The following is a 23,163-nucleotide window of genomic DNA, read 5'->3' as shown; positions in this document are numbered from 1 at the left end:
GCTGGCAGCGTCTGGGTCAACCAGTACGACGGTGGCGACATGACCGCGCCGTTCGGTGGCTTCAAGCAGTCGGGCAATGGCCGTGACAAGTCGTTGCATGCACTGGAGAAGTACACCGAGCTGAAGGCGACCTGGATCAAGCTGTAATCGCCGGGGCCGCTATGCGGCCCAATCGCCGGCAAGCCAGGCTCCCACAAATTACTCGCAGCCCTTGAGGCCTGTGTTGTACCTGTGGGAGCTGGCTTGCCGGCGATGGGCTGCACAGCAGCCCCAACAATAGCCGGGTCGGCTCATGCTGCCCCGGCTTCGTCGTTTTTGACGATCGAGAATTTTGCCTGGGAGGCTGCAATGCGTTGGGGTACCTACTTCGCCGTGCTGGCATCGGTGCTCAGTGTCGGGCTGGCCCTTGGCGTAAGCATGCCGCTGGTGTCCTTGCGCCTGGAGGCCTGGGGCTACGGCAGCTTTGCCATTGGCGTAATGGCCGCGATGCCGGCGCTGGGTGTGCTGGCAGGCGCCAGCCTGGCCAGCCGCCTGGCCGGTTGGGTCGGCGTGCCCTCGGCCATGCGCCTGTGCCTGTGGGGCGGGGCGCTGTCGATCGGGTTGGTCGCGCTGCTGCCCAGCTACGCGCTGTGGCTGCTGCTGCGCCTGATGATCGGCATGTCCCTCACCGTGGTGTTCATCCTCGGCGAAAGCTGGATCAACCAGCTGGTAGTCGAGCAGTGGCGTGGCCGGCTGGTGGCCCTGTACGGCAGCAGTTACGCCTTGAGCCAGCTGGCAGGGCCGCTGGTGCTGGGTTTCCTCGGCTCTGATGACGACTTCGGCTTCTGGGCCGCGACCGGCTTGTTGCTGGTCGCGCCGCTGATCCTCTTGGGGCGTGGCGGTGCACCGAGCACGGAAGCCTGCAACGTTACCTTCGGCGACCTGTTTGCCTTCTGCCGGCGTTTGCCGGTGATCGCCTGGGCCATCGCCCTGTTCGCTTCGTTCGAGGCGATGATTCTCACCTTGCTGCCGGTGTATTGCCTGCAGCAGGGCTTCACCACCGAAATTGCCCTGTTCATGGTCAGCACCGTGGTGGTTGGCGATGCTGTGCTGCAGCTGCCTATTGGCGCGCTGGCCGACCATATGTCGCGACGTACGTTGTTCACGGGTTGTGCGGTGACGCTGCTGGTGTCCAGCCTGGCGATTCCGCTGCTGCTGCATACCCCGGTTGTGTGGCCGCTGTGGGTGTTGTTCGGGGCCAGTGCTGGTGGCTTGTTCACTCTGTCGCTGGTGCTGATCGGTGAGCGCTATCGCGATGATGAGCTGGTAAGGGCCAATGCCCATGTGGCGCAGCTCTGGGGTATTGGCTGCCTGCTTGGGCCGTTGCTGGCGGGGGCGGGCAGCCAGTGGGTCAGCGGACATGCATTGCTGTTCCTGATGGCTGCCGGGGCTGCCGGGCTGGTTGTGTTGACCCAGCGGCGTGGGGCTTTCGAGGCAGTGTCTGCCTGATGGAATTTGGGGCCGCTCTGCGGCCCATCGCGACACAAGGCCGCTCCTACAGGGGATACGCGGTCCCTTGTAGGAGCGGCCTTGTGTCGCGATGGGCTGCAAAGCAGCCCCCAAAGATCGTTGCTACAACATCTTCTCCAGGCCAACTGCCTTGCTGATCCAGGCATTGAACCGCCGCCACATCCCGCCTGGCTCTGACGTCAGCATGTGCCGCTGGCCATTGTCCTCGGTCGCCCACACCAGCTTGTCATCCACCAGCTTCACCTGGTAGCTCAACGCAGGCGCCATACCCTGCTGGGCCAGCTCGCGGGTGTATTCGGCCAGCTCCGGGCTGTCCACCAGCACCCCGACCTCGGTGTTCCACAGCACTGAACGCGGGTCGAAGTTGAACGAGCCGATGAAGGTCTTGCGCCGGTCGAACACGATCGCCTTGGTGTGCAGGCTCGAATCCGAGCTGCTGCCGTGCAGGCTGAGGCGTGTGTGCACGGGCGCGCCCGGCTGGCGGCGCAACTCGAACAGCTGCACGCCATGCTCAAGCAAGGCCCGTCGATAGGGCGCATAGCCGCCATGCACCGCCGGCACGTCGGTGGCTTCCAGCGAGTTGGTCAGCAGCTTCACCGATGTACCGGCATCGGCGCGGCCGGTGAGGTAAAGCAGGCCCGGTTCGCCCGGCACGAAGTAGGCCGACATCAGGATCAGTTCGCGGTGCACGTTGGCCAGGTCCGGCGCCAGTTGCTGGCTCAGCAGCAGTTGTGGGTCTGGCTCATCATCGGCCAGTACCTTGCTCGGCGCATCCCACAGCGCCTGGGCGTGGGCCCAGATCAGCTCGTTGCGCCATACATCCAGACGCGGCTGCGATTGGTAGGCCATCAGGCGGTCGTACAGGGCCTTGCGCCGGGTTCTGGCTTCGGCCAGCGACACCTCCAGGCGATGGCGGCTGGCACGCAGGTCGTCGGCACCCGGGACGCGCCAGAGAAAATCTGTAATCGGCCGGCTGAGGGCACTGTTCCAGTATTGGTCGAAGCTGTGCCCCAACTGCTCGGCCACCGGTCCCACGCCCAGCAGGTCGATGTCGGTGAAGTTGAGGTTGGGCTCGGCATCGAAATACTCGTCACCCAGGTTGCGCCCGCCCACGATGGCCATGCTGTTGTCCACCAGGAACAGCTTGTTGTGCATGCGTCGGTGCTGGCGCGACAGGTTGAACAGCCGTCCAACGGCGCGCGTCACGCCTGTGCTGCGACCCAGGTGCAGCGGGTTGAACACGCGAATCTGGATGTTCGGATGGGCATCCAAGGTACCCATGATGGTGTCCAGGCCATCGCTGGTGGTGTCGTCGAGCAGGATGCGCACACGCACGCCACGGTCGGCGGCGCGTAGCAGTTCATGCACCAGGGCGCGGGTGCTAAGGCCGTCGTGGACGATGTAGTACTGCAGGTCGATGCTTGCCTGGGCGTTGCGGATCAACTCGGCGCGGGCGCGAAACGCCTCGTTGCTGTTGGGCAGCAGGCGAAAGCCCGAGCGACCACCGTAGGGCGCGGCCTGGCGCAGTACCGAGCGGCCGAAGGCCGAGTCGTTGGCGGGTAACGCCTGACTGGTTTCACGAGGCATGTCGATGCTGGCGCAGCCGGCAAGGCCGAGCAGCACCAGCAGCAAAGGCAGGGCTCGCTGGAGTCTCAAGGGTGGATCGTCCTGTGCAGCAAAGGCTTAAGGGGTTGGACCGTGGCGGGCGGCGCAAAGTTACGCGTCGGCGCTTTCTTCATCCAGTAGACGAAGGGCGGTTTCACCTACCTTGCGCACGGCGGCCTCTATCTGCGGCGTCGGCCGCGCGGCGAAGTTCATGCGCAGGCAGTGGCGGAACTTGCCCGAGGCCGAGAAGATGCTGCCCACGGCAACCTGCACGCCCTGCTCCAGTAAAGCCCGGTTCAGGCGAAGCGTATCGAAATGTTCGGGCAATTCTACCCAGAGCATGAAGCCACCCTGTGGCCGGCTGACGCGGGTACCCGCCGGGAAGTAGCGGGTAACCCAGTCGCTCATCAGGTCGCGACCACGCTGATACTGGCTGCGCATGCGCCGCACATGGGGCTGGTAGTGCCCGCCGGCGATGAAGTCGGCAATGGCCAGCTGGGGCTGGCAGGCGGTGCTGCCGGTGCTGATGTACTTCATGTGCAGCACCCTTTCCAGGTAGCGGCCGGGGGCTACCCACCCCACCCGCAGGCCGGGGGCGAGGGTCTTGGAGAACGAACTGCACAGCAGCACGCGGCCGTCGTCGTCGAACGACTTCAGGGTACGCGGGCGTGGGTAGGTGTAGGCGAGGTCGCCGTACACATCGTCTTCCAGAATCGCTACGTCGTAGCGCTGGGCCAGGCTCAGCAAAGCCTTTTTGCGTGCCTCGGGCATGATGTAGCCCAACGGGTTGTTGCAGCTTGGGGTGATCTGGATGAGCTTGATCGGCCACTGCTCCAGGGCCAGCTCCAGCGCCTCCAGGCTGATGCCGGTGACTGGGTCGGTGGGGATTTCCAGCGCTTTCATGCCCAGGCCCTTGAGCGTCTGCATGGCACCGTGGAAGCTGGGGGAGTCGACAGCAACGATGTCGCCAGGCTCGCACACGGCGCGGATGCTGCACGACAAGGCCTCGTGGCAGCCGGTGGTAATCACCAGGTCGGCCGGGCCCAGGCGGCAACCGGAGTCGAGCATCAGCCGGGCTACCTGCTCGCGCAGGGCCAGGTTGCCATGGATGTTGTCGTAGTACAGGCCAGGCATGTCCTGGCGCCGGCTCAACTGCGCGAGGCTGCGCAGCAGCGGTTTGAGGGTAGGGCTGTCGATGTCGGGCATGCCGCGACCGAGCTGGACCACATCCTTGCGCGGGGTGCTGCGCACCAGCTCCAGCACCTGCTCCCACTGCGAGATATCCACCGGGCGTTGGGCCGGGCGGCTGATGGCGGGCAGGGCCGGCAGCAGGCGGTGGTCACTGACGAAGTAGCCGGACTTGGGCCGTGGCGAGACCATGCCGCTGTCTTCGAGCATGCGGTAGGCCTGCTGCACGGTGCTCAGGCTGACCCCGTGCTCCACGCTCAGGGCACGTACGGATGGCAGGCGCTGGCCGGGGCGGTACAGGCCCTGCTCGATGCGGGCGCCGAGCAGTTCGGCGAGGTTCAGGTAGAGGGTCACGGCATACTCCTGCGCTGCATTGGCATAGCGACCGGTACAGTTGGGTTGAAAATACAGCATTCAGTCGATCTTCAGCCAATTCTGTATGGGAATAATAAGGCTGTATTGGATCTGTATTGCCGGTGCTGCCGGCGTGCATGCTTTCCCCACGGTATCAATCGAACGGGAGAATGCAGCGATGGGTGGCATGAGCGATGTGCGCTTGCAACTGTTGGCCAGGGAACTGGAAGCCGGGCAGCAGGCCAAGGTATTCAACGCGCCGGAGGGCCTGGGGCGTTGGGGGCTGATGCTGCATCGCTGGCATACCCGCAGAGCGCTGTTGCAGTTGACGGATGACGAACTGCGCGATGTCGGGCTGAGCTGGGAGCAGGCCCGGACAGAAGGGCGCAAGCCCTTCTGGAAAGACTGATACGGTCCCTCAAAGAGGGCGGTGCGGGCTTTTAGATCAGCTCTTTGAGCCGATGCCACAGCATCCCCAATGCCAGCAGCGGCGAGCGCAGGTGCTTGCCGCCAGGGAAGGTGATGTGTGGCACTTTGGCGAACAGGTCGAAACGCCCGCTCTCCTGGCCGCTGATGGCCTCGCCCAGCAGACGCGCGGCCAGGTGTGTGGCGTTGAGCCCATGGCCTGAATAGGCCTGGGCGTAATACACGTTCGGCTGGCTGGCCAGGCGGCCAACCTGCGGCAGGCGGTTGGCGCCGATGCCGATCATGCCGCCCCACTGGTAGTCGATGTGCACATCGGCCAGTTGCGGGAATACCTTGAGCATCTTCGGCCGCATGTAGGCGGCGATATCCTTCGGGTCGCGGCCCGAATAGTGACAGGCACCACCGAACAGCAAGCGGTTGTCGGCGGACAGGCGGTAGTAGTCCAGCGCCACGCGCTGGTCACACACCGCCATGTTCTGCGGCAGCAGCGCACGGGCGCGTTCTTCGCCCAGTGGCTCGGTGGCGATGATGTAGCTGCCTGCGGGTAATACCTTGCTGCCCAGTTCACGGTTGAGGTTGTTGTGGTAGGCGTTGCAGCACAGCACCAAGGTCTTGGCGCGCACTCGCCCTTGGGCCGTGTGCACCTGCACTTCAGGCCCGTAGTCGATGCGGGTAACCTCGGACTGTTCGAACAGCTTCACGCCCAGGCGGCTGGCCACGCCCGCTTCGCCCAGGGCCAGGTTCAGCGGGTGCAGATGGCCGGAACCCATGTCGACCAGCCCGCCGACATAGCAGTCGGCGCCGACCACGCTGTGGATATCTTCCTTGCCGACCAAGCGCAGTTCATGCGCATAGCCCAGGCTGCGCAGTTCTTCGGCGTCTTCGGCAAAGCCCAGCAGCTCGGCGGGCTTGTTGGCCAGGTCGCAGTAGCCCCAGGTCAGGTCGCAGGCGATGGCATGCTTTTCTACCCGCTCGCGCACGATCTGTACGGCTTCCAGGCCCATCAGCTTCATGCTGCGCACGCCGTCTTCACCGATTACCGGCAGGAACTGCTCCAGCCCGTGGCCGACGCCGCGAATCAACTGCCCGCCATTGCGCCCACTGGCGCCCCAGCCGAGTTTGCGCGCTTCCAGCAGGATGACAGAGAAGCCGCGCTCGGCCAGTTCGATGGCGGTGTTAAGGCCAGAGTAGCCGCCACCGACGATGCAGACGTCGGCGCTGTGTTCGCCTTGCAGGAAGGAATGGTCGGGGTGTGGCGCGCTGCTGGCGGCGTAGTAGGAGGCGGCGTGCTGCGCGCTGTGGATCATGGGGCTGGTCCTGAGGCTGGTGGGCTAGGGGAGGAGGATAAGCCGGGGTAGGGTAGTGGGCAACAAGGTGAGGGCTGCGCCCGCGAATGGGCCTATAATCCAGCCAAGTTCTTTGCTCTGTGCTCAGCCATGTCCTGCAACCGCCACAAGATCCACTTCCTGCGCGAACTCATCCCCTCGTTCGAGTGCGAACCCGGCTGCCACGACTGCTGTGGCCCGGTCACCACCTCGGCGGAAGAAATGGCCCGCCTGCCGCGCAAGTCCCAGGCCGAGCAGGACGCCGCACTGGAGCGCCTGGATTGCGTGCACCTTGGCCCCAACGGCTGCACGGTGTACGAAGAGCGGCCCATGATCTGCCGCCTGTTCGGCACCACCCCGCGCATGGCCTGCCCGCGTGGCCGTGGCCCTGAACCGATGATCGACCCCGCTGCCGAGCAACTGGTCCACCAGTTCATTGCCACCACCCGCCAGGTACTGGTCTAGCCTCAATCCGGGATGGGTAGGCAGAGGCTCTCCTTTACCTCCTCCATCACGATGTAGCTCTTCGATTCGCGCACATGCGGCAGCTTCAGCAGGATGTCGCCAAGCAGCTTGCGGTACGACGCCATCTCCGAAATGCGCGCTTTTACCAGGTAGTCGAAGTCACCCGAAACCAGGTGGCACTCCAACACATGAGGCAGCTTCAGCACCGCGCGGCGGAACTCCTCGAAGGTGTCGCCCGACTTGTAGTCCAGGCTGATTTCCACGAACACCAGCAGGCTGCCCTTGAGGTGCTGCGGGTTCAGGCGGGCGTTGTAGCCCATGATGATGCCCTCGCGCTCCAGGCGGCGAACCCGCTCGGTGCAAGGGGTGGTGGAAAGCCCAACTTTCTCGCCCAGTTCGGTGAAGGAAATACGCCCGTCATTCTGCAGAATACGCAGGATATTGCGGTCGATCTTGTCCAGTTCACGCTTGCTCTGGTGCTGGGTTCTCATAGGGGATGCCCCTCCGTGAAAGGCGATTTTGCCGAGAATTCTCGCCAATAATAGGCTTTTATATAGTGAATTGCACTGGTCTCAAATTCCTATACTGCGCCCATTCATGCCATTTCAACAAAAGTCTGCGGCGTGCCGCGTGTGAGGGATATAACGATGCGAGTTCTGGTACTTGGTAGCGGCGTAATCGGAACCGCCAGTGCCTACTACCTGGCCCGGCAAGGTTTCGAAGTGACGGTAGTCGATCGCCAACCGGCGGTGGCCATGGAAACCAGCTTTGCCAACGCCGGCCAGATCTCGCCCGGCTATGCCTCGCCCTGGGCCGCACCTGGTGTACCGCTGAAGGCCGTGAAGTGGCTGCTGGAGCGCCACGCCCCTCTGGCCATCAAGCTGACCGGTGACGTCGACCAGTACCTGTGGATGGCGCAGATGCTGCGCAACTGCACTGCCAGCCGTTATGCGGTGAACAAGGAGCGCATGGTGCGCCTGTCCGAGTACAGCCGTGACTGCCTCGACGAGCTGCGCGCTGAAACCGGCATCAACTACGAAAACCGCAGCCTGGGGACTACCCAGTTGTTCCGTACCCAGGCCCAGGTAGATGCCGCGGCCAAGGACATTGCCGTGCTTGAACAGTCCGGCGTGCCTTACGAGCTGCTCGACCGCGACGGCATTGCCCGCGTCGAACCGGCCCTGGCTGGCGTGAAGGACATCCTGGCCGGCGCCCTGCGCTTGCCTAACGACCAGACTGGCGACTGCCAGCTGTTCACCACCAAGCTCGCCGACATGGCGCTGAAGCTGGGCGTGGAGTTCCGCTTCGGCCAGGACATCCAGCGCTTGGACTTCGCTGGCGACCGCATCAATGGCGTGTGGATCGACGGCAAGCTGGAAACCGCCGACCGCTATGTGCTGGCGCTGGGCAGCTACTCGCCGCAAATGCTCAAGCCACTGGGCATCAAGGCCCCGGTCTATCCGCTGAAAGGCTACTCGCTGACCGTGCCGATCACCAACGGCGACATGGCCCCGACGTCGACCATCCTCGACGAAACCTACAAGGTTGCGATCACCCGTTTCGACAATCGCATCCGCGTCGGCGGCATGGCTGAAATCGCCGGTTTTGACCTGTCGCTGAACCCGCGTCGGCGCGAAACGCTGGAGATGATCGTCAACGACCTTTATCCTCGCGGCGGTGACCTGAGCCAAGCCAGTTTCTGGACCGGCCTGCGTCCGGCTACCCCGGACGGTACACCGATTGTGGGTGCCACGGCGTTCCGCAACCTGTTCCTGAACACCGGTCACGGTACTTTGGGCTGGACCATGGCGTGCGGCTCCGGTCGTCTGCTGGCCGACCTGATTGCGCGCAAGAAGCCGCAGATCAGTGCCGAAGGCCTGGACATTTCCCGTTATGGCAACAGCCCGGAAGTGGCCAAGCACGGGCAGACTGCGCCGGCTCACCAGCAGTAATTGCCTGTACCGGCCCTTTCGCGGGCTCGCCCGCTCCCACAGGTATTTCACAGGTTTTGAAAACTGTGCAGTACTTGTGGGAGCGGGCGAGCCCGCGAAGAATTCAACACCGATTTCAACCCGAACCACCATAAGGCAGCCGCCATGCGTCCCGCCCGCGCCCTGATCGACCTCCAGGCCCTGCGCCACAACTACCGTCTGGCCCGTGAACTGACCGGTGCCAAAGCCCTCGCCGTGATCAAGGCCGACGCCTATGGCCACGGCGCCGTGCGTTGCGCCCTGGCCCTGGAGGCCGAAGCCGACGGCTTTGCCGTGGCCTGCATCGAAGAGGCGCTGGAGCTGCGTGCCGCTGGCATCAAGGCCCCGGTGTTGTTGCTGGAAGGCTTTTTCGAAGCCAGCGAACTGGCGCTGATCGCCGAGCACGATCTGTGGTGTGTGGTGCACTCGCTGTGGCAGCTGGATGCCATCGAAAAGACCCAGGTACACAAGCCGCTCACCGTCTGGCTCAAGCTCGACAGCGGCATGCACCGGGTTGGCCTGCACCCCAAGGATTACCACCATGCCTACCAGCGCCTGCTGGCCAGCGGCAAGGTGGCGCGCATCGTACTGATGAGCCACTTCGCCCGCGCCGACGAGCTGGATGCCGACGCCACCGCCCAGCAGATCGCCGTATTCGAGGCCGCCCGCCAAGGCCTGGCTGCCGAATGCAGCCTGCGTAACTCACCTGGTGTACTGGGTTGGCCGCAGGCGCCCAGCGACTGGGTACGCCCGGGGCTGATGTTGTACGGTGCCACGCCGTTCGAAGTGGCCCAGGCCGAAGCTGAACGCCTGCAACCGGTCATGACCCTGCAATCGCGGGTCATCAGCGTGCGTGAACTGCCTGCCGGCGAGCCGGTGGGCTATGGCGCCAAGTTCGTCAGCCCCCGGCCAACCCGGGTTGGCGTGGTCGCCATGGGTTATGCCGACGGCTACCCGCGCCAGGCGCCCAACGGCACCCCGGTACTGGTCGCCGGCCAGCGCACCCAGTTGATTGGCCGTGTATCGATGGACATGCTCAGCATCGACCTGACCGACGTGCCGCAAGCCACGGTCGGCAGCCCGGTCGAATTGTGGGGCAAACAGGTGCTGGCCAGCGAAGTGGCCGCGCAAGCAGGCACCATTCCGTACCAGATCTTCTGCAACCTGAAGCGCGTACCGCGGGACTACATCGGCGAATGACACGCTGAAGCGGACAGGTTGAGGGGTGGTGTGTTGTAAATACTGAACGGCATTGCCATGATATCGTTCACATCCACCCCCCTTCCCACCGTTTCAGGAGGCTCCAGCTTTGGACGTCGGCGAACGACTGCAAGCCATCCGCAAGCTCAAGGGCCTGTCCCAGCGTGAACTCGCCAAGCGTGCCGGGGTGACCAACAGCACCATCTCGATGATCGAGAAGAACAGCGTGAGCCCGTCGATAAGCTCGCTGCGCAAGGTGCTGAGCGGTATTCCCATGTCCATGGTCGAGTTCTTTTCGGTCGAGCTGGAATCTGAAAGTCCTGCGCAGATCGTGTACAAGGCCCACGAGTTGATCGACATCTCGGACGGTGCTGTGACCATGAAGCTGGTCGGTAAGTCGCACCCCAACCGTGCCATCGCCTTTCTCACCGAGGTGTACCCGCCAGGTGCCGACACCGGTGCCGAAATGCTCACCCATGATGGCGAGGAAACCGGCATCTTGCTGGAGGGTCGCCTGGAGCTGGTGGTCGGCAACGAGATCTTCATCCTTGAAGAAGGCGACAGCTACTACTTCGAAAGCACCCGCCCGCACCGTTTTCGCAACCCCTTCGACCAGCCTGCGCGGTTGATCAGCGCAGCGACACCTTCAAACTTTTGATCCAGCGCAGTGCATTGATTCGGCAATACCCCTTTCCTGTGTAGGGTCGTTTCACGGCCTCTGGGTTCCCGCTATACTTTTCAACGCTCGCCGTTCCGTGGCCGCGAGCGTGATTAGCCACCATGAGGGTGTTCGCGTGAACCAAATCAAGAAGATGCTGGCCGTACCAGCAGCCGTATTCGCCCTCTGGGCAATGAGCGCAACCGCTGCGACCAATGACGACATTGCCAAGCGCCTGGAGCCGGTAGGCCAGGTGTGCGTCCAGGGCCAGGAATGCAAAGGCATGGAAGTGGCTGCAGCGGCGGGGGGCGGGGGCGCCAAGACGCCGGATGACATCATCGCCAAGCATTGCAATGCCTGCCATGGCACCGGGCTACTCGGCGCGCCGAAAATTGGCGATACGGCCGCGTGGAAAGAACGCGCCGATCATCAGGGCGGGCTGGATGGCATCCTGGCCAAGGCCATTACCGGCATCAACGCCATGCCGCCGAAAGGCACCTGTGCGGATTGCTCGGATGACGACCTGAAAGGGGCGATCAAGAAAATGTCCGGGCTGTAAGACACAGCTGAATCGCACGAGGCCCGCCGTTGATGGCGGGCTTTGTTTTTGTGGTACCTGTGCTTGCCCGCGAAAGGGCCGGTACAGGCAACCAATTACTTCCGGCCCATGTCCAACCCCTGAACCCATGGATGTCTCAGGAGGCCCCGATGCACCTCTGCTCCATCGACCAAGCTGTCGAGCAGGTCTTGTCCCGGCTGCCAACCCATATTCATATGGGCCTGCCTTTGGGCCTGGGAAAGCCCAATGCCTTCGTCAACGCCCTCTATGCCCGGGTGCGCGAGCTGCCCGAGCGGCAGCTGACCATCTACACCGCACTGTCCCTCGGCCGCCCGCCGCTGGGTGACGGCCTGCAGCGACGCTTTCTCGAACCTTTCGTCGAGCGCGTCTTCGCCGACTACGAAGAGCTCTCCTATCTCGCCGACCTGCGCAACGACAACCTGCCGCCGAACATTCGCGTGGAGCAGTTCTTCATGCAGCCCGGCAGCCTGCTGCACAGCGAGGCCGCCCAGCAGGACTACATCAGCAGCAACTACAGCCACGCCGCCCGTGACATCAACGCCAAGGGCCTGAACCTGATCGCGCAACTGGTCGCTGCCACGCCCGAGAAGCCCGTCCACCTCAGCCTGGCCTGCAACCCCGACATTACGCTCGACCTGCTGCCGATGATCGCCAAGCGCCGCGCAGCCGGCGAAACCATCTTGATGCTCGGCCAGGTACATAGCGAACTGCCCTACATGCCCGGCGATGCGGAACTGCCTATCGATTCGTTCGACCTGCTGCTTGATGAGGCCGAGCAGCGCAGGCTGTTCTCGACGCCGAACATGCCGGTTAACACGCAGGACCATTGCATCGGCCTGCACGCCAGCACGTTGGTACGCGACGGCGGTACCTTGCAGATCGGTATTGGTGCCATGGGCGATGCAGTCGCTGCCGCGTTGTTGGCGCGCCAGGGTGACAATGCGGGTTATCGAGCCCTGGTCGACGAACTGGATATCGGCCCGTGGCAGTCGCTGATCGCACGGGAAGGCGGGCTGGAGGCGTTTGCCCAAGGCCTGTATGGCTGCAGCGAGATGTTCGTCAACGGCCTGCTGGTACTCGCCGAAGCCGGACTGCTTCGGCGCCCGGCAGATGAACAAGGGCCGGTGTTGCATGGCGGCTTCTTCCTCGGGCCCCAGGCGTTCTACCAGCGGCTGAGGGAGATGCCACTCGAACAGCGTGCACGTTTTGCCATGACCCGTATCAGCTTCATCAACGAGCTGTACGGGCAGGAGGAACTCAAACGCCAGCAGCGACGCGATGCCCGCTTTATCAACACGGCGTTCGGCATGACGTTGCTCGGCGCCGGGGTGGCCGATCAGCTGGAAGACGGCCGCGTGCTCAGCGGCGTGGGCGGGCAGTACAACTTTGTCGCCCAGGCCCATGCACTGGAGGGCGGGCGCTCGATCTTGCTGCTGCGCAGCTGGCGCGAGGCGGGCGGGGACGTGACCTCGAACCTGTTCTGGACCTATGGCCACTGCACCATCCCCCGGCACCTGCGCGATATCGTGGTGACCGAATACGGTATTGCCGACCTGCGTGGGCACACCGACAGTGAGGTGATTGCGCGGTTGCTGGCGGTGAGCGACTCGCGGTTCCAGCAAGGGTTGATCGAGCAGGCGAAAGAGGCCGGTAAGCTGGCCAAGGACTTTCAGCTGGACGCTCGCTTTACCGACAATACACCGCAGCGGCTGGAGGCGATCAAAGCGCGGCATGCGCGGCTGTTTCCGGAGTATCCAATGGGGACCGACTTTACGGCCGAAGAGCGGGACCTGTTGCGGGCGCTGAACTGGTTGAAGAGCAAGTTCAAGCTGAGCGAGGTGCTGGAGCTGGGCAAGGCAGCGCTGGATGCGCCGGGGCCGGAGGGGTATGAGGGGCACCTGAAGCGGATGGGGCTGGAGTATCCGCGTGGGTTGAAGGAAGAGCTGTATCAGCGGTTGCTGCTGGCGGGCTTACAGGCAGCAAAATGAACGCAAGGGCACACTGTCTCCCTGTGGGAGCGGGTTTACCCGCGAATGCGATTTCGGGTGTGCCATCGCATTCGCGGGTAAACCCGCTCCCACAGGGATCGTGTAGAGGCCTTATTCGATGAAGGACACCACACCACCTTCCAGCGACTTCACCCGGGCCAGCGATTCAACGCGGTAGCCCTGGCTGTCCAGCTCGGCACGGCCGCCCTGGAACGACTTCTCGATCACGATGCCCAGGCCCGCCACGGTGGCGCCGGCTTGCTTGATGATCGAGATCAGCGCCTGCGATGCCTTGCCGTTGGCCAGGAAGTCGTCGATCACCAGCACGCGGTCGCTGCTGTTGAGGTGGCGCGGCGAGATCGCCACGGTGTTCTCGGTCTGCTTGGTGAAGGAATACACCGAGGCGGTCAGCAGGTTCTCGGTCAGGGTCAGCGACTGGTGCTTGCGGGCGAAAATCACCGGCACGCCCAGCTTCAGGCCAGTCATCACCGCGGGGGCGATGCCCGAGGCTTCGATGGTGACGATCTTGGTCACGCCCGCGTCAGCGAACAGGCGGGCGAACTCGTCACCGATCAGCTGCATCAGCGCAGGGTCGATCTGGTGGTTGAGAAACGCGTCGACTTTGAGAACCTGATCGGAAAGCACGATGCCTTCTTCGCGAATCTTCTGATGCAGTGCTTCCACTGTGGTATTCCTCGATGTAACAAAGGTGGCCGCTAAACGCGGCAGAATTAAAGAGTAATGGTTGATCAGCGTTTGAGCATTGCCCGGATGTCGGCCAGGGCGTTGTTGCCGCGGGCGGCTTTTACCTCGACCGGCGCATCGTCCAGGCCCTCCCAGGCCAGGTCATCCGGCGGCAGTTCGTCGAGGAACCGGCTGGGCGTGCAGTCGATGATTTCACCGTACTGCTTGCGCTTGGCGGCGAAGGTGAACGCCAGGGTCTGGCGCGCGCGGGTGATGCCCACATAAGCCAGGCGGCGTTCCTCTTCGATGGTGTCGGCCTCGATGCTGGAGCGGTGTGGGAGGATTTCTTCTTCCATGCCCATGATGAACACATAAGGGAATTCCAGGCCCTTGGAGGCGTGCAGGGTCATCATCTGCACACCTTCGGCGTTCTCTTCCTCTTCCTGCTGGCGCTCGAGCATGTCGCGCAGCACCAGCTTGCCGATGGCGTCCTCGATGGTCATGTCACCCTCTTCATCCTTTTCGAGGGTGTTCTTCAGCGCTTCGACCAGGAACCACACGTTGCTGATACGGAAGTCCGCAGCCTTGTCGCTGGCGGTCTGCTGGCGAATCCAGTTCTCGTAGTCGATGTCGCGGATCATCTCGTGCAGCGCGGCAATCGGGTCTTCCAGGGCAACCTTGTGGCGCACGCCGTCCAGCCAGTGCTTGAACCGCTGCAAACGCTCGGTGTAGCGGGCATCCAGGTGCTCGCCCAGGCCCAGCTCCTCGCTGGCGGCGTACATCGAAATGCCGCGCTCGGTGGAGTAGTTGCCGAGCTTTTCCAGGGTGGTGGAGCCGATTTCGCGGCGCGGTACGTTGATCACGCGCAAGTAGGCGTTGTCATCGTCCGGGTTCACCAGCAGGCGCAGGTAGGCCATCAGGTCCTTGACCTCCTGGCGGCCGAAGAAGCTGTTGCCGCCCGACAGGCGATAGGGCACCTGGTGGTGCTGCAGTTTCAGCTCGATCAGCTTGGCCTGGTAGTTGCCGCGGTAGAGGATGGCGAAGTCGCTGTACGGGCGGTTGGTGCGCAGGTGCAAGGTGAGGATTTCCATGGCCACGCGCTCGGCCTCGGCTTCCTCGTTCTTGCAGCGGATGACGCGGATCTCGTCGCCCACGCCCATTTCGCTCCACAATTGCTTCTCGAACGCATGCGGGTTGTTGGCGATCAGCACGTTGGCGCAGCGCAGGATGCGGCTGGTGGAGCGGTAGTTCTGTTCGAGCATGACGATCTTCAGGGAGGGGTAGTCCTCCTTGAGCAGCATCAGGTTCTCGGGGCGGGCACCACGCCAGGCGTAGATCGACTGGTCGTCGTCGCCCACCACGGTGAACTGGTTGCGCATGCCGATCAGCATTTTCACCAGCAGGTACTGGCTGGCGTTGGTGTCCTGGTATTCGTCCACCAGCAGGTAGCGCACGCGGTTCTGCCAGCGTTCGAGCACTTCGGGGTGCTCCTGGAACAGTTTGACCGGCTGCAGGATCAGGTCGTCGAAGTCCACCGCGTTGAATGCCTTGAGCGTGCGCTGGTAGTGGGTGTAGACGATGGCGGCGGTCTGCTCGCGCGGGTTGCGCGCCTTTTCCAGTGCCTCGGGCGGCAGGATCAGGTCGTTCTTCCAGGCACCGATCATGTTCTTGATCTCGTCGATGCCGTCGTCGCCGGAATATTCCTTCTGCATGATGTCCGACAGCAACGCCTTGATGTCGGACTCGTCGAAGATCGAGAAGCCCGGCTTGTAGCCCAGGCGCTCGTGCTCCTTGCGGATGATGTTCAGGCCCAGGTTGTGGAAGGTACACACCGTAAGGCCGCGGCCTTCCCCCGGACGCAGCAGCGTGCCGACCCGCTCCTTCATCTCGCGCGCGGCCTTGTTGGTAAAGGTCATCGCCACGATGTACTGGGCACGGATGCCGCAGTTCTGGATCAGGTGGGCAATCTTGCGCGTGATCACGCTGGTCTTGCCCGAACCTGCACCGGCGAGCACCAAAAGAGGGCCGCCGACGTAGTCACGGGCTTCCTGCTGCCTGGGATTGAGTCGGGACATGCTAGAAACCGGGGGTCGCCAGAAAATAGCCGCGCATTCTAACAGGCATGGGGCGGTTGTGGCGCGACCGTCTGACGTCTGAGTCAGACTTTTGTCCGACCTACTATTAGTGCCACTAATCCTAGTAGCTGAAAAAATCATATTTGCCGGTTTGGCTCGTTTCGCGCAGGATGCACGACAAAATACGTCGGGATGCTACGCGCGTAAAAACATGTATAAAAGTGAAAATCATTTTCATTAAATGCAGTAGCATACCTGCCAGTTACCGTTGCACCGTGAAGCCCTAAGGAGTCCGCTTGTCCACGCCTGTCGAACCTTTGCGTTTGCTGCTGTTGGCTGATGAGCCGGAATGGGCCGCCTTGTTGCACGCTTGCATGCCTGCCCTGAGCGGCAGCGCCGTGCTGCTGACTGCCCCGAACTGGGATGCGGTCGACAGCCTGTTCAGCCATGATCGCCAGGCCGTGGTGCTGGCAACGCCGGCCCTGCAGCCAGTGCCCGGGCGCTGTGACCTGCCGACCATCCTGCTGCTCGACCACGAACCCGAGGTGGCGCCCAGCGCCGTGAGTGACTGGCTGGTACGCGACCAGCTCAATGCCGATACCTTGCGCCGCTCACTGCGCCATGTGCGCGAGCGTGGTGTGCTGGTGGCCACCTTGCAGCGCCTGGCCGAGCAGGATCCGCTGACCGGCATTGCCAACCGCCAGGGCTTCCAGGCCTTGCTGACTGCACGCCTGGCCGAAAATGAGGGCCGTGGACTTGCCCTGGGCCACCTGGACCTGGACAACTTCCGCCACGTCAACGATGCCCTGGGTCACCAGAGCGGCGACCGGCTGATCCTGCAAGTGGTGTCGCGGCTGCAGAACCAATTGGAGGCGGGTGACCAGTTGGCTCGCCTGGGCAGTGACGAATTCGCCCTGTTGATCGACACCCGGCGCGATGCCAACCGCGCCGAGTGGATTGCCGAGCGCATTATCGAGGCGCTGGCCGAACCTTACTGGATCGACGGCGAAAGCCTGCTGCTGGGCTGCAGCCTGGGCCTGGCCCATGCCCGCGCGCAGAGCGGCGCCGACCCACTGATGTGGCATGCGCACATTGCCATGCGCCAGGCCAAGGGCAGCCAAGGCTGCACCTTCCATGTGTTCAACGAGCGCATCAACCGCAACGCCCGCAGCCTTGCCGACCTGGAAAGCGAATTGCGCCGCGCCCTGCGCCGCGACGAGCTGGAGCTGCACTATCAGCCTCGGCTCGACCTGGCCGACGGGCGCATCGTCGGCCTGGAGGCGCTGGTGCGCTGGCGCCATGCAGAGCGCGGGCTGCTGCCGCCCAGCGAGTTCGTGCCCCTGGCCGAGCAGAGCGGCCTGATCGTGCCGCTGGGCTACTGGGTCATCTCCCGTGCCCTGCGTGACATGCAGGCGTTGTGCGAGCGCGGCCTGGAGCCGCTGCACATGGCAGTCAACCTGAGCTTCCGTCAGTTTCAGGACAGCCAGTTGCTGGCCACCCTGAGCCGCCTGATCCTTGAGCATGGCGTGGACGCCCGCTGGCTGGAGTTCGAGCTGACCGAAACGGCAGTGATGCGTCGCAACGAAGTGGTGCGCCAGACCATGGACGCCCTCGGCCGCCTGGGCGTGCGTTTCTCGCTCGACGACTTCGGCACCGGGTTTTCTTCGTTCGTGCACCTCAACAGCTTGCCGATCACCTTGCTCAAGGTAGACCGCAGCTTTGTCGCCGAAATGGAAATGCGCGAGGAAAACCGCAAGCTGGTGCACGCCATGATCAACCTGGCGCACAACCTCAACCTTGAGGTGGTGGCCGAGGGTGTGGAGAGTGAAGCGCAACTGGCCTTGCTGCGCGGGTTTGGTTGCGACCAGGTGCAGGGCTTTTTGGTCAGCAAGCCGCTGCCGGTGGGGGAGTTGATCGATTTTTTGCTGAAGGTGCCTGGCCGTCAGTTGGATGCTGTCCGTTAGGGCCCTTTCGCGGGTAAACCCGCGAAGAGGCCCTAAAGTCAGGCCGAAGCGCCCGCGGCCTCACCAACGCCGGCTTTACCCAAAAGCCGCTTCATCCGCCACTCGAAGCCAAAGGTCAGCGCCACCGCGGCACAGGCCAGCCCCAGTGCCAGCCCCCACCAGATGCCCACCGCACCGCCGCCCAAGGTAAAGGTGAACAACCAGGCGCTCGGCGCCCCCACCAGCCAGTAGCACACCAGCCCGATCAGGAAGGTGGTCTTGGCATCCTTCAGCCCTCGGATCGAACCCATGGCAATCGTCTGCATGCCATCGAACAGTTCGAACCACGCCGCCACCATCAGCAACTGCACGGCCACCTGGAAGATCGCCGCAAACGCCGGGTCATTGCGGTCGATGAACAGCCCCACCAGCGCCTCGGGCAACAGCAGGAACAACGCGGCGAAGGCAAACATGATCATCGCCCCGAAGCCGATGCCCACGCGCCCGGCGCTGCGCGCCGCCAGCAGGTTGCCAGCACCGTAATACAAGCCCACCCGCATGGTCACCGCATACGACAGCCCGGTCGGCACCATGAACGCGGTGGACACGATCTGCAGGGCGATCTGGTGCGCCGCCAGTTCGGTGCTGCCCAGCACCCCCATGCACAGGGCGGCGAACGCGAACAGGCCCACTTCCACCATGTAGGTGCCGCCAATCGGCAGGCCTAGCCGCCACAGCTCGCGCAGGGCCGGCAACGACGGACGTGACAGGCCCTTGCGCAGCGGGTAGGCGGCATAGGCCGAGTGCCAGCGGATGTACAGCGCCAGGGCGATGGCCATGCCCATCGACACCACCGCCGTGACCAGGCCGATACCCATCAGGCCCAGCTTGGGCAGGCCGAACATGCCCTCGATCAGCGCCACGTTGAACAGGTAGTTGAGCACCGTGCCAACCAGGCTGATGACCATCACCGGGGTCGAGCGGCCCAGCGCGCTGGTGAAGCCGCGCAAGGCCATGAAGGTCAGGTAGCCGGGCAGGGCCAGCGGTAGCAGGGTGAGGAATTCGGCGGCCGAGGCCACGTTTTCGGGCTGTTGCCCGAACAGCAGCAGTACCGGCTCAAGGTTCCATAGCACCAGCGCGGCGAGCAGCGCCAGGCCCCAGGCCAGCCACAGGCCGTTCTGTGCCAGGCGGGTGGCACCTTCGATGTCGTTGGCGCCCTTGCGGATGGCCACCAGGGTGCCGACTGCGGCGATCACGCCCAGGCAGAAGATCGACACGAACGAGTAGCTGGCCGCGCCCAAACCGCCACCGGCCAAGGCCTGTGGGCTGATGCGGGCCATCATCAGGGTGTCGGTCAGCACCATCAGCATGTGCGCCAACTGCGAGGCGATCAGCGGCCCGGCCAGGCGCAACAAAGCCTTGAGTTCTGTGGTGGGCGCGACGTGCATGAGGGGTGTCCTTCTTCCTGAGGTGATGAACGAAGGGCGATTCTGAGGCTTTGGTCAGCTTTGCACAAAAGGATAAAAGCGATCATTAGCATGAGTCTGACTCATGCATATATGCTTCATGGTGATCCGCTCCACAGCCCCGTATGGCAGGTGCCTCATGTCTCGTCAGCTCCCTCCGTTGTATGCCCTTCGCGCATTCGAAGCCGCCGCACGGCTAAGTTCCTTCACCCGTGCCGGTGAGGAACTGTCGATCACTCAGAGCGCAGTCAGCCGGCATATCCGCACGCTGGAGGAGTACTTCGCCTGCCGTTTGTTCGTGCGCAGTGGCCGCAACCTGCAACTGACCGAGGCAGCACGGGTGTTGCTGCCAGGCGTTCGCGAAGGTTTCGCGGCGCTGGAGCGAGCCTGTGAGACTTTGCGGGGCGAAGACGACATCCTGCGCATGAAAGCCCCCTCGACCCTGACCATGCGCTGGTTGCTGGCGTGCTTGAGCCGTTTTCGCCACCTGCAGCCAGGCAATGAAGTCCAGCTGACCAGCGCCTGGATGGACGTTGACCATGTGGACTTCAACCAGGAACCGTTCGATTGCGCGGTGTTGCTCAGCGACGGGGTGTTCCCGCCGGACTGGGAAGTGCGCAAGCTGTTCCCGGAGTTGCTGATACCCGTGGGGGCGCCAGACCTGCTTGAAAAAGGGCCGTGGGACGAGCGCCGGCTGGCCGCTATCGAGCTGCTGCACCCCACGGTGGACAAGCGCGACTGGCGGGAGTGGCTGGAGCGCATGGGGCTGAGTGACAAGGTTTCGCTCAAGGGCGGGCAGGTGTTCGACACCCTGGAGCTGGGCATGATTGCGGCGGCGCGTGGCTATGGCATTTCCATGGGCGATTTGCTGATGGTGGCCGAGGATGTGGCGCAGGGGCGCTTGAGCCTGCCCTGGCCGACGGCGGTGCCCAGTGGAATGGATTATTACCTAGTGTGGCCGCGTACCCGGCCGGGGGGGGAGCGGTTGCGGCGGTTGAGTGCATTTCTGGAGGAAGAGGTGGCGGCAATGGATTTGCCGGATGTGGAAATCCTGCCAGCTCTTTGACCCCCTGCACTGGCCTCTTCGCGGGCGAGCCCGCGAAGAGGCCGCAATGCCTTACATAGAGCCCAGGTTCAGTGCCTGAGCACAGGCCTGCAGCGACCGGCGCTCGCTTTGCGCATACAGCGCCAGCTCATCCTGCACCTGCAGCCCCAACGCCGCCTCGAACGCATCGCGGTTGGCGTTGCTGCCATATTCGGCCTGTGCATCGTCGCCCAGGTTGGACTGGAAGATCCCCGCCGCACTTACCGGCAGGAAGTCCTCGTACACCAGCGCCTCGAAGTGCACATGGCCAGCCTCGATCAGGCCCTGCAGGGTAGTTGGGCGGCCTTCCTGATCACGCGCTGCCAGGCCTTTCTCGGTGGCGAAGTAGCGGAAGTACGCCAAGCCCTGTTCACGCATCTGCGTCAGGTCATCCGGGAATTCGGCAAAAGTATCTTTCAGCAACGCCATGTAGCGCTCGGCATTGGCTTCAGCCGGTGCGCCACCCAGGGCGGCGCGGGTGGCGTCGAGCAGCTTGTCGTACAGCTGGCGACCCTTCGGCGTCAGCGCCGCGCCGCGCTGTTCGATCTCGCCGAAACGTGCGGTATGGCTGCCTTCGCTACCCTGCTGGTCGCTGAACGCGACCTTTTCCTGCAAGGCCTTGAAGCTGGTCTGGCGCAGCAGGATCGGGTGACGGCGGGTGGGTGGGCCTTCGACCACGGCCTTCGGCGGGATGCCCTTGGCCGGCATGCCGAGCTGGATGGCATCGATGTCCAGGGTGCGTGGGGTCAGGTGGTTGATGTGCGGGCCCTTGAAGGCCACCACATCGGCGATCAGGCGATGCTGGTCGTGCAGCTGCTTGTACTGCTCGGCGGTGACGGTGGCGTCATGGTGCCAGCGGAAGGTGTGCAGTGCTTCCTGCACGAACGCTTCAGCATCAGCGGCGTTCAGGCCGCCATCGCGCTCGCATTGGGCGATCAGTTCGAGGGCGCGGGTGGTGAAGATCTGGCGCTTGGCCAAGATGCTCTGGGCCAACTCACGCAGCTGCGGGTTGTCGATCAGCTCCAGGCGCAGCAGCGAGGTGAACACACGGAACGGGCTGACGTGCAGCGACTGTTCGTGCACCGCGCGGAAGGCGGTGGAGTGCACCGGCACGCCGGCGGAGCTGAGGTCGTAGTAGCCGACCGGCTGCATGCCCATGACGGCGAACAGGCGGGCGATGGTGGCCAGTTCTTCGGCAGTACCGACGCGGATGGCGCCGTGGCGCTCGTGGTCCAGGCGCTCGATTTCGCCGGTCCAGCGCAGGGCCTCGGCCACTTCCGGTTGCTGGGCCATGACCTGCTGGTTGATTTCGCTCACCAGCTCCAGCAGCGTGCCGTACAGCGGCACTTCCTGTTTGTACATGAGCGACATGGCGGCAGAGAACTGCGCGCGAATGCTGTCTGGGCTGACGAAATCGTGGGCGGGCATCGCTAGCTTCCTGGTTGGGTTCGGACGCTTACATGAAAGCTGGGAATGCACTTGGCTCACAAGCGAAAAAAAGTGAGTGTGTCATTCCTTTTTTGATCGACCTCAAGGGCCTATTCGCGGGTGAACCCGCTCCCACAAGGTAGTGCACAGCATTCAGACCTTGCACGGTCCCTGTGGGAGCGGCTTTAGCCGCGAAGAGGCCCTCAAGCCTGAAGCTGCTCTTGAATCCATTCCACCAACGCCCTTACCTTGGGTACTTCCGCTGCATGCTCGGCATACGCCAGGTAATGCGCCCCCGCACTGCGCATCGCATGGTTCCAAGGCACCACCAAACTCCCCTCGGCCAACTCCTTCGCCGCCAGATAGCGCGGCACCAGCGCCACCCCGCACCCGGCCTGCGCCGCGCTCAAGGCCATATAGAACGTATCGAAGCGCGGCCCGTGGTAAGCGCTGACACTCTGCAGGTCCTGCTCAAGGAACCACTCATGCCACGCTTCCGGCCGCGACGTGCTCTGCAACAGCACCAGGTCGGCCAGCTCTGCCGCATTGCCCAGCGTGCGCCCGGCCAGCAGCTCCGGTGCGCACACCGGCACCACCTCTTCGCGGAACAACTCCACGCAGGTAGCCCCCGGCCAAGTGCCCTGGCCATAGAAGAACACTACGTCCGCCGAGCCCTGCAGCAAGGCAAATGGCTCCATCTCGTTGCGGATGTCCAGGTGGATATTGGTGTGGCGTTTACCAAAACCCTTCAGGTGCGGGATCAACCAGCGCACGCCAAAACTCGGTTGAGTGGCTACCTTCAATATCTCGGTCTGCTCGCCGTAGGTGAGGACGTAGCGGCTGGACATGTCCACTTGCGTGAGGATCTTGTTGACCTCGGCCAGGTACAGGCTGCCGGCCGGGGTCAATTGCAGGCGCCGGCGGATGCGCAGGAACAGGTGGTGGCGCAGCATGTCTTCAAGCTGCGCCACCTGCTTGCTGACCGCGCTCTGGGTCAGGTGCAGCTCTTCAGCGGCACGGGTAAAGCTCAAATGGCGGGCTGCAGCTTCAAAGCACTGCAGGGCGGTCATGGAAGGCACCAGGCGTTTGGACATAGCGGTCTCTGCGGTTCAAATCATTACCTGACGGAATGATATGCGGAATAAAGGTCGTTTGTTGTACCTATGTGATCGGATTAATACTGATCCACATCATTTTTCCACCCCATCACCCGAT

At 63.4% G+C, this 23,163-nt stretch carries 20 protein-coding genes; 11 read left to right on the top strand and 9 right to left on the bottom strand.

The window, feature by feature from the left end; genetic code table 11:
* Both QQL85_RS25865 and QQL85_RS25860 read left to right on the top strand, forming a co-directional pair.
* Nucleotides 1–147, top strand: a 147-nt coding sequence (locus QQL85_RS25865; protein WP_284354820.1) for an aldehyde dehydrogenase family protein, incomplete at its 5' end; no start/stop codon positions are given.
* Between the two features lie 201 nt (nt 148–348).
* Entirely contained in the window at nt 349–1,488 is a 1,140-nt protein-coding gene (locus QQL85_RS25860) for an MFS transporter (RefSeq protein WP_284357227.1), read from the top strand.
* A 123-nt stretch (nt 1,489–1,611) separates the two neighbouring features.
* Here QQL85_RS25860 and QQL85_RS25855 read toward each other — a convergent pair whose 3' ends face one another.
* A complete protein-coding gene (locus QQL85_RS25855) occupies nt 1,612–3,165 on the bottom strand; it encodes a phospholipase D family protein (protein ID WP_284357228.1) in 1,554 nt (517 codons plus the stop codon).
* A 60-nt stretch (nt 3,166–3,225) separates the two neighbouring features.
* Nucleotides 3,226–4,656, bottom strand: coding sequence for a PLP-dependent aminotransferase family protein (locus QQL85_RS25850; RefSeq protein WP_284357250.1), 1,431 nt, complete (start codon nt 4,654–4,656; stop codon nt 3,226–3,228).
* A gap of 178 nt (nt 4,657–4,834) precedes the next feature.
* On the opposite strand from QQL85_RS25850, the gene QQL85_RS25845 reads away from it, so the two are divergent.
* The gene (locus QQL85_RS25845; RefSeq protein ID WP_138737054.1) at nt 4,835–5,065 is read left to right on the top strand and encodes a DUF1127 domain-containing protein; all 231 of its coding nucleotides are present in this window, start codon (nt 4,835–4,837) and stop codon (nt 5,063–5,065) included.
* Nucleotides 5,066–5,096: 31 nt separating this feature from the next.
* On the opposite strand, the gene QQL85_RS25840 is transcribed toward QQL85_RS25845, so the two are convergent.
* Nucleotides 5,097–6,389: an NAD(P)/FAD-dependent oxidoreductase gene (locus QQL85_RS25840; RefSeq protein ID WP_284357229.1), complete on the bottom strand. Its 1,293-nt coding sequence runs from the start codon at nt 6,387–6,389 to the stop codon at nt 5,097–5,099.
* Nucleotides 6,390–6,518: 129 nt separating this feature from the next.
* Between QQL85_RS25840 and QQL85_RS25835 the strand changes: the two genes are divergently transcribed.
* A complete protein-coding gene (locus QQL85_RS25835; protein ID WP_003253518.1) occupies nt 6,519–6,872 on the top strand; it encodes a YkgJ family cysteine cluster protein in 354 nt (117 codons plus the stop codon).
* Nucleotides 6,873–6,874: 2 nt separating this feature from the next.
* Here QQL85_RS25835 and dadR read toward each other — a convergent pair whose 3' ends face one another.
* Complete coding sequence (dadR, locus tag QQL85_RS25830) at nt 6,875–7,363, bottom strand: transcriptional regulator DadR (protein ID WP_003258963.1); 489 nt, start codon at nt 7,361–7,363, stop codon at nt 6,875–6,877.
* 156 nt (nt 7,364–7,519) lie between these two features.
* Between dadR and dadA the strand changes: the two genes are divergently transcribed.
* The 5 genes from dadA (at nt 7,520) to QQL85_RS25805 (ending at nt 13,268) form a co-directional block, all read left to right on the top strand.
* Nucleotides 7,520–8,824, top strand: coding sequence for a D-amino acid dehydrogenase (dadA, locus tag QQL85_RS25825; RefSeq protein WP_284357230.1), 1,305 nt, complete (start codon nt 7,520–7,522; stop codon nt 8,822–8,824).
* Nucleotides 8,825–8,968: 144 nt separating this feature from the next.
* Nucleotides 8,969–10,042 carry an alanine racemase gene (gene alr / locus QQL85_RS25820; RefSeq protein WP_284357231.1) on the top strand — a complete coding sequence of 358 codons (1,074 nt, stop codon included), beginning with the start codon at nt 8,969–8,971 and terminating at the stop codon, nt 10,040–10,042.
* Nucleotides 10,043–10,151: 109 nt separating this feature from the next.
* Nucleotides 10,152–10,700 carry a cupin domain-containing protein gene (locus QQL85_RS25815; protein WP_284357232.1) on the top strand — a complete coding sequence of 183 codons (549 nt, stop codon included), beginning with the start codon at nt 10,152–10,154 and terminating at the stop codon, nt 10,698–10,700.
* A gap of 154 nt (nt 10,701–10,854) precedes the next feature.
* Nucleotides 10,855–11,259 carry a c-type cytochrome gene (locus QQL85_RS25810; RefSeq protein ID WP_033693936.1) on the top strand — a complete coding sequence of 135 codons (405 nt, stop codon included), beginning with the start codon at nt 10,855–10,857 and terminating at the stop codon, nt 11,257–11,259.
* A 149-nt stretch (nt 11,260–11,408) separates the two neighbouring features.
* Complete coding sequence (locus tag QQL85_RS25805) at nt 11,409–13,268, top strand: acetyl-CoA hydrolase/transferase C-terminal domain-containing protein (protein WP_284357233.1); 1,860 nt, start codon at nt 11,409–11,411, stop codon at nt 13,266–13,268.
* 111 nt (nt 13,269–13,379) lie between these two features.
* Here the strand turns inward: QQL85_RS25805 and QQL85_RS25800 are convergent, their stop codons facing one another.
* Entirely contained in the window at nt 13,380–13,952 is a 573-nt protein-coding gene (locus QQL85_RS25800) for a xanthine phosphoribosyltransferase (RefSeq protein ID WP_003253535.1), read from the bottom strand.
* Nucleotides 13,953–14,017: 65 nt separating this feature from the next.
* Nucleotides 14,018–16,027 carry a DNA helicase Rep gene (gene rep, locus QQL85_RS25795; RefSeq protein ID WP_012274805.1) on the bottom strand — a complete coding sequence of 670 codons (2,010 nt, stop codon included), beginning with the start codon at nt 16,025–16,027 and terminating at the stop codon, nt 14,018–14,020.
* A gap of 296 nt (nt 16,028–16,323) precedes the next feature.
* Between rep and QQL85_RS25790 the strand changes: the two genes are divergently transcribed.
* Nucleotides 16,324–17,991 carry a putative bifunctional diguanylate cyclase/phosphodiesterase gene (locus QQL85_RS25790; RefSeq protein ID WP_284357234.1) on the top strand — a complete coding sequence of 556 codons (1,668 nt, stop codon included), beginning with the start codon at nt 16,324–16,326 and terminating at the stop codon, nt 17,989–17,991.
* Between the two features lie 38 nt (nt 17,992–18,029).
* Here the strand turns inward: QQL85_RS25790 and QQL85_RS25785 are convergent, their stop codons facing one another.
* Nucleotides 18,030–19,418: a NorM family multidrug efflux MATE transporter gene (locus tag QQL85_RS25785; protein WP_284357235.1), complete on the bottom strand. Its 1,389-nt coding sequence runs from the start codon at nt 19,416–19,418 to the stop codon at nt 18,030–18,032.
* 157 nt (nt 19,419–19,575) lie between these two features.
* On the opposite strand from QQL85_RS25785, the gene QQL85_RS25780 reads away from it, so the two are divergent.
* On the top strand, nt 19,576–20,502 hold the full coding sequence (locus QQL85_RS25780) for a LysR substrate-binding domain-containing protein (RefSeq protein ID WP_284357236.1): 927 nt from the start codon (nt 19,576–19,578) through the stop codon (nt 20,500–20,502).
* A gap of 51 nt (nt 20,503–20,553) precedes the next feature.
* Here QQL85_RS25780 and hglS read toward each other — a convergent pair whose 3' ends face one another.
* The gene (gene hglS / locus QQL85_RS25775) at nt 20,554–21,948 is read right to left on the bottom strand and encodes a 2-oxoadipate dioxygenase/decarboxylase HglS (RefSeq protein ID WP_284357237.1); all 1,395 of its coding nucleotides are present in this window, start codon (nt 21,946–21,948) and stop codon (nt 20,554–20,556) included.
* A gap of 203 nt (nt 21,949–22,151) precedes the next feature.
* Complete coding sequence (locus QQL85_RS25770) at nt 22,152–23,042, bottom strand: LysR family transcriptional regulator (protein WP_284357238.1); 891 nt, start codon at nt 23,040–23,042, stop codon at nt 22,152–22,154.
* Between the last annotated feature and the right edge of the window lie 121 nt (nt 23,043–23,163).

The organism is Pseudomonas putida (assembly GCF_030159595.1).
GTDB lineage: Bacteria > Pseudomonadota > Gammaproteobacteria > Pseudomonadales > Pseudomonadaceae > Aquipseudomonas > Aquipseudomonas putida_AC.
The sequence above is the reverse complement of the archived record's forward strand: the minus strand, read 5'-3'. Positions and strand labels throughout refer to the sequence as shown.